Origin of the sequence: Pantoea sp. GbtcB22 (assembly GCF_019091025.1) — a bacterium.
GTDB lineage: Bacteria > Pseudomonadota > Gammaproteobacteria > Enterobacterales > Enterobacteriaceae > Pantoea > Pantoea leporis.
Genome location: NZ_JAGXKB010000007.1, coordinates 255090 through 261508 on the forward strand (window position 1 = coordinate 255090; position 6419 = coordinate 261508).

Genomic DNA, 6419 nt, shown 5'->3' on the forward strand with positions numbered 1-6419 from the left:
ATATTTTTTTAATCTCATGAATTATAAAGATTAATAACTTATCCCTTACTGGATAACGCTATTTCCGTGCTCTGTGAGAGCGAATTGTTCAAAGTTTGGCCTTTCATCTTCTCTAAAAAATGCGTAATATACGCCGCCTTGCGAACAGTTAGGGTCACTTCTTTTTTCATGCGCATTGGACAACATCAGCTACGTAATCGACTCATTGCTGCGCCTATGGCCGGAGTATCCGATAAGCCATTTCGCACCCTGTGTTACGAGAACGGCGCCGGAATGACTGTCTCCGAGATGCTGTCGTCGAACCCGGAAGTTTGGGCCAGTGACAAATCCCGTTTGCGCATGGTGCATAGTGACGAGCCTGGTATCCGCGCCGTGCAAATTGCTGGTTGCGATCCTGATGAGATGGCTGCTGCCGCGCGCATTAATGTGGCGTCTGGCGCGCAGATTATCGATATCAACATGGGCTGCCCGGCCAAAAAAGTGAATCGTAAGATGGCAGGTTCAGCGCTGCTGCAACATCCGCAACTGGTGGAGTCGATTCTCACCGCGGTGGTTAATGCAGTGGATGTACCGGTTACGCTGAAAATTCGTACCGGCTGGGACAAAGAAAATCGTAATTGTGTAGAGATTGCCCAATTGGCTGAACGCTGTGGCATTCAGGCTCTCACCATTCATGGCCGCACGCGCGCCTGTTTGTTTGAGGGATTTGCTGAATACGACAGCATTCGGACAGTTAAGCAGAGCGTTTCCATTCCGATTATTGCGAATGGCGACATTACTGACCCGCATAAAGCCAGAGCGGTGCTCGACTATACCGGAGCCGATGCTCTTATGGTTGGCCGTGCCGCTCAGGGAAGACCGTGGATCTTCCGGGAAATCCAGCATTATCTGGACACAGGGGAGCTGCTGGCACCGAAGCCGCTGGCTGAAGTGAAGCAAATGCTGATTGGACATATACGGGAGCTGCACGACTTTTACGGTCAGCGCAAAGGATACCGTATTGCCCGAAAACACGTTTCCTGGTATTTGCAGGAAAGTGCTCCTGATGACCAGTTTCGGCGCACATTCAACGCCATAGAGGATGCCAGCGAACAGCTGGAGGCGTTGGAGGCATACTTCGAAAATCTTGCGTAAACGAAATAAAGAGCTGAAAGAACTATGTTCGAACAACGCGTAAATTCTGACGTACTCACCGTTTCTACCGTTAACTCTCAGGATCAGGTGACCCAAAAGCCACTGCGTGATTCGGTTAAACAGTCACTGAAGAACTATTTTGCTCAACTGAACGGTCAGGATGTGAGTGATCTGTATGAGCTGGTATTGGCAGAAGTCGAGCAGCCTCTGTTGGACATGGTGATGCAGTACACCCGTGGCAACCAGACCCGTGCAGCTCTGATGATGGGTATCAACCGCGGTACCCTGCGTAAGAAGCTGAAAAAATACGGCATGAACTAATCTGTTCGTTGCTGCGATAACGCCAGCCTTGCGGCTGGCGTTTTTGTTTCTGCTGCCGGTAATTTCCTGAGGTTAAAAACGCATGAAACAATTGGCGCGATAATGGTAACGATAGTTGCAATTGCAGCAGTGATATCCTATCCCTCTTAGCAACGCATTTCCCCTCACTTTATTACGCGCTCACTTATCCTTTCATCACCCTTCAGCCCGCTTTCTCTGTGATCCTCAACCGCTTCGGCCGTAAGCGTGCAAACTCATACATCCACTCCTGAGCGTTAGCTCACACTGCTTCCATATAGTGAAACTTTTTGCACTATTTGTGATCGTGTCGTCTCGTCATGCTGCCTTTTGGTGCGCCATATTAGCCAGAATCTTCTGAGTGCTTCAGTTTATTAAAAGATCTTTCCAGAGAATTCAGGATTCTGCAAACCTGGCATCAGGTTTGCAGAGTTGTGGATGGCTAACCACCACAGACAGAAAACAGCGCACATTAAAGTGCGCGCAAACATAACAACACACGATATCGCCACACAGGATGCTTTATGAAAAAGATGATGCTTTCCACTCTGGTCGCTGCAGCCTCGCTGTTAGCTGTTGCTCAACAAGCGCACGCTGGCACCACGCTGGATGCCATTAAGAAGAAAGGTTTTATACAGTGCGGCATCAGTGACGGCCTGCCAGGCTTCTCTTATGCTGACTCTAACGGCAAATTCACCGGTATTGACGTGGATGTATGCCGTGCAGCCGCTGCCGCAGTATTTGGCGACGCAACTAAAGTGAAATACACCCCGCTGACCGCAAAAGAACGCTTCACCGCGCTGCAGTCTGGCGAAGTAGACATCTTATCTCGTAACACCACATGGACCTCATCACGCGATGGCGGCATGGGCTTCCTGTTTGCAGGCGTGAACTATTACGACGGTATCGGCTTCCTGACGCACCAGAAAGCCGGTCTGAAAAGTGCTAAAGAGTTGGATGGCGCCACCGTGTGTATCCAGGCCGGTACTGATACCGAGCTGAACGTGGCTGACTACTTCAAAACCCATAAAATGCAGTACACCCCAGTGACCTTCGACCGCTCTGACGAATCCGCTAAAGCGCTCGACAGCGGCCGTTGCGACACCCTCGCGTCTGACCAATCTCAGCTGTATGCGCTGCGTATCAAACTTGGCAAGCCAGACGAGTTCATTGTACTGCCAGAAGTGATCTCGAAAGAGCCGCTGGGGCCCGTGGTACGTCGCGGTGATGACGATTGGTTCACCATCGTCAAATGGTCGCTGTATGCCATGCTGAACGCGGAAGAGATGGGTATCAGCTCTAAAAATGTCGATGACATGGTAGCGAAACCGACTACGCCGGATATGGCACATCTGCTGGGCGCGGAAGGTGACTTCGGTAAAGACCTGAAGCTCGATAACAAGTGGGCTTACAACATCATCAAACAAGTGGGTAACTATCAGGAAGTGTTCGACCGTAACGTCGGTAAAGACAGCGCACTGAAAATTAAGCGCGGCCAGAATGCGCTGTGGAATGCGGGCGGCATCCAGTACGCTCCGCCAGTTCGTTAATTCCATTCTGCCAGTCGGGCACCGCATCCTGCGGTGCCCACGCGTAATCTTCACTGAGGTTTTAACATGTCGCAACGCCCAACCGTAAAAAGGGATTTTTCGTTCGGTAATCCTACGGTTCGCGCCTGGCTTTACCAGATCGTCGCGATTGTTGCCGTGCTTGCTGTGGTGGGATATTTAATCCACAACACCGTAATCAATCTGGCCAATCGTGGCATCACTTCCGGATTCGGGTTTCTGGATCGCAGTGCCGGCTTCGGCATCGTCCAGCACCTGATCGATTACACCGAAGGCGACACCTACGCGCGCGTGTTTATGGTGGGGTTGACCAACACCCTGCTGGTTTCCGCGCTCTGTATTGTTTTCGCTTCGATCCTTGGCTTTGCCGTGGGCCTGGCTCGCTTGTCTGAGAACTGGCTGCTGCGCAAGCTTTCAACCATTTATATCGAGACCTTCCGTAATATCCCGCCGCTGCTGCAGATCTTTTTCTGGTACTTCGCGGTACTGCGTAACCTGCCCGGCCCACGTCAGGCACTCAACGCTTTTGATTTGGCATTCGTCAGCAATCGCGGTTTGTATATTCCGTGGCCCGAGTACGCACCTGGCACATGGCCATTCCTGATCGCGCTGGCGTTAGCGGTGCTGGGTTGCGTGGCGCTGTTCCGCTACAACCGTAAGCATCAGTTAAAAACCGGCCAACTGCGTCGCACCTGGCCGGCTGCGGTTGGGTTGCTGATTCTGCTGCCGCTGATTGCTCATACCTTGTTTGGCGTTGCCATGCATTGGGATGTGCCGGAACTGCGTGGATTTAACTTCCGCGGCGGTTTCGTGATGATCCCTGAGCTCGCCGCGTTGACTCTCGCGCTGTCGGTTTATACCTCGTCGTTCATCGCCGAAGTGATTCGTTCCGGTATTCAGTCGGTGCCACATGGTCAAAGCGAAGCCGCACGTTCGCTCGGTTTACCTAATCCAGTGACCATGCGACAGGTGATCATTCCGCAGGCAATGCGTGTGATTATCCCGCCACTCACCAGCCAGTACCTCAACATCGTGAAAAACTCATCGCTGGCGGCCGCTATCGGCTATCCAGATATGGTTTCGCTGTTTGCCGGTACCGTGCTGAACCAAACCGGTCAGGCGATAGAAACCATCGCGATTACCATGGCGGTTTACCTGATTATCAGCCTGATCATTTCACTGCTGATGAACCTCTACAATCGCAAAATTGCGCTGGTTGAGCGTTAAGAGAACGGGATCATTATGTCTGTTACTACACATGAAACACCGCCGATTCCGACCAATCCACTTAGCAAGGCTTGGCTCTGGGCACGCAAAAATCTGTTCTCCAGCTGGCTGAATACATTGCTGACGTTGTTCAGCATCTGGCTTATCTGGAACGTGATTCCTCCGGCACTGAACTGGCTGGTATTTCAGGCTAACTGGATTGGTGAGACGCGCGCAGACTGTACCAAAGAAGGCGCATGTTGGGTGTTTATCCATGCACGCTTTGGCCAGTTTATGTATGGGCTCTATCCGCATGAACTGCGCTGGCGCATCAACCTGTCGCTGGTCATCGGCTTGCTCTCGATTATTCCGATGTTCATCAAATCAATGCCGCGTCGCGGTCGCTACATCGCTTGTTGGGCGGTGGTCTATCCGATTGTGGTTTGGTTCCTGATGTACGGTGGTTATTTCGGTTTAGAGCGCGTAGAGACTCGCCAGTGGGGCGGCCTGACATTAACGCTGATTATCGCTTCAGTGGGGATTGCCGGCGCGCTGCCGTTGGGGATTTTACTGGCGCTGGGACGCCGCTCTGAAATGCCGGTGGTGCGTACACTTTCGATCATCTTCATTGAGTTCTGGCGTGGTGTACCGCTGATCACCGTACTGTTTATGTCGTCGGTGATGCTGCCACTATTTATGGCGGAAGGTACCACCATCGACAAACTGGTGCGTGCGTTGGTTGGCGTGATTTTGTTCCAGTCTGCGTATGTCGCGGAAGTGGTGCGCGGCGGTTTGCAGGCGCTACCAAAAGGCCAATATGAAGCCGCTGAATCTCTGTCGCTGGGCTACTGGAAAACCCAGATGCTGGTGATTTTACCGCAGGCGCTCAAGATGACCATTCCCGGCCTGGTGAATACCATCATTGCGCTGTTTAAAGATACCAGCCTGGTGATCATCATCGGCTTATTCGATCTCTTCAGTAGCGTGCAGCAAGCCACCGTTGATCCAACCTGGTTGGGTATGTCGACGGAAGGCTATGTATTTGCTGCCATGGTTTACTGGATTTTCTGTTTTAGCATGTCGCGCTATAGCCAGTATCTGGAGAAGCGTTTTCACACCGGGCGTGCATCGCACTGAGGTTTAACATGACACAAACTATGACTAATGCGGCTGATGCCATGATGATTACACTCGAAAACGTTAACAAATGGTACGGTCAGTTCCATGTATTGAAAGACATCAATTTAAAAGTAAAACCACGCGAACGTATCGTACTGTGCGGACCGTCCGGTTCGGGTAAATCGACCACTATTCGTTGTATCAATCACCTCGAAGAACATCAGCAAGGACGCATTGTGGTGGATGGCATCCATCTCAATCACGATGTGCGTAATATTGAACGAGTTCGAACCGAAGTCGGCATGGTTTTCCAGCACTTTAATCTTTTCCCGCATCTTACCGTTTTGCAAAACTGTACGCTGGCACCGATTTGGGTACGCAAAATGCCGAAGAAAGAAGCAGAAGAGCTGGCCATGCATTACCTTCAGCGTGTACGCATTGCTGAGCATGCGCATAAATTTCCTGGCCAGCTTTCAGGTGGTCAGCAACAGCGTGTGGCGATCGCCCGTTCACTCTGTATGAAGCCGAAAATTATGCTGTTTGATGAGCCAACCTCCGCGCTCGATCCCGAGATGGTTAAAGAAGTACTCGATACGATGATTGGCCTGGCAGAAGATGGCATGACCATGTTGTGCGTTACCCATGAGATGGGATTTGCGCGTACGGTGGCGGATCGTGTGATCTTCATGGATCGGGGTGAAATTGTCGAAGAAGCCCCGCCTCAGGAGTTCTTTGCCAATCCGAAATCAGAACGTACACGTGCGTTTCTGTCACAGGTTATTCATTGATATCCAGTGAGTTAGATTAAGAAACACCTCTGCTGAAAAGCAGGGGCTTTTTTTATAACTGCAATTTGAATTGGGTTAGGTTTGTGAGTGACAGCTGAAGGTTTCTGATGCATACAAAAAAGCCCTGAACTTTCGTTCAGGGCTTTTGTGTTTGATGCCTGGCAGTTCCCTACTCTCGCATGGGGAGACCCCACACTACCATCGGCGCTACGGCGTTTCACTTCTGAGTTCGGCATGGGGTCAGGTGGGACCACCGCGCTAAAGC

General features: G+C 51.3%; 6 protein-coding genes and 1 rRNA gene. 6 read left to right on the forward strand and 1 reads right to left on the reverse strand.

Features of this window, described 5'->3' with window-relative positions; genetic code table 11:
• The first annotated feature begins 168 nt into the window (after positions 1-168).
• The 6 genes from dusB (at position 169) to KVT28_RS20155 (ending at position 6154) form a co-directional block, all read left to right on the forward strand.
• A complete protein-coding gene (gene dusB, locus KVT28_RS20130; protein WP_101762829.1) occupies positions 169-1134 on the forward strand; it encodes a tRNA dihydrouridine synthase DusB in 966 nt (321 codons plus the stop codon).
• 24 nt (positions 1135-1158) lie between these two features.
• A complete protein-coding gene (gene fis, locus KVT28_RS20135) occupies positions 1159-1455 on the forward strand; it encodes a DNA-binding transcriptional regulator Fis (protein WP_007891954.1) in 297 nt (98 codons plus the stop codon).
• Positions 1456-1997: 542 nt separating this feature from the next.
• Entirely contained in the window at positions 1998-3023 is a 1026-nt protein-coding gene (locus tag KVT28_RS20140) for an amino acid ABC transporter substrate-binding protein (RefSeq protein WP_101762828.1), read from the forward strand.
• Positions 3024-3089: 66 nt separating this feature from the next.
• Positions 3090-4268, forward strand: coding sequence for an amino acid ABC transporter permease (locus KVT28_RS20145; RefSeq protein ID WP_101762827.1), 1179 nt, complete (start codon positions 3090-3092; stop codon positions 4266-4268).
• Between the two features lie 15 nt (positions 4269-4283).
• Positions 4284-5384: an amino acid ABC transporter permease gene (locus KVT28_RS20150; protein ID WP_061720212.1), complete on the forward strand. Its 1101-nt coding sequence runs from the start codon at positions 4284-4286 to the stop codon at positions 5382-5384.
• Positions 5385-5392: 8 nt separating this feature from the next.
• Complete coding sequence (locus tag KVT28_RS20155; protein WP_061720213.1) at positions 5393-6154, forward strand: amino acid ABC transporter ATP-binding protein; 762 nt, start codon at positions 5393-5395, stop codon at positions 6152-6154.
• Between the two features lie 156 nt (positions 6155-6310).
• Here the strand turns inward: KVT28_RS20155 and rrf are convergent.
• A 5S ribosomal RNA gene (gene rrf, locus KVT28_RS20160) occupies positions 6311-6419 on the reverse strand; the annotation flags it as partial.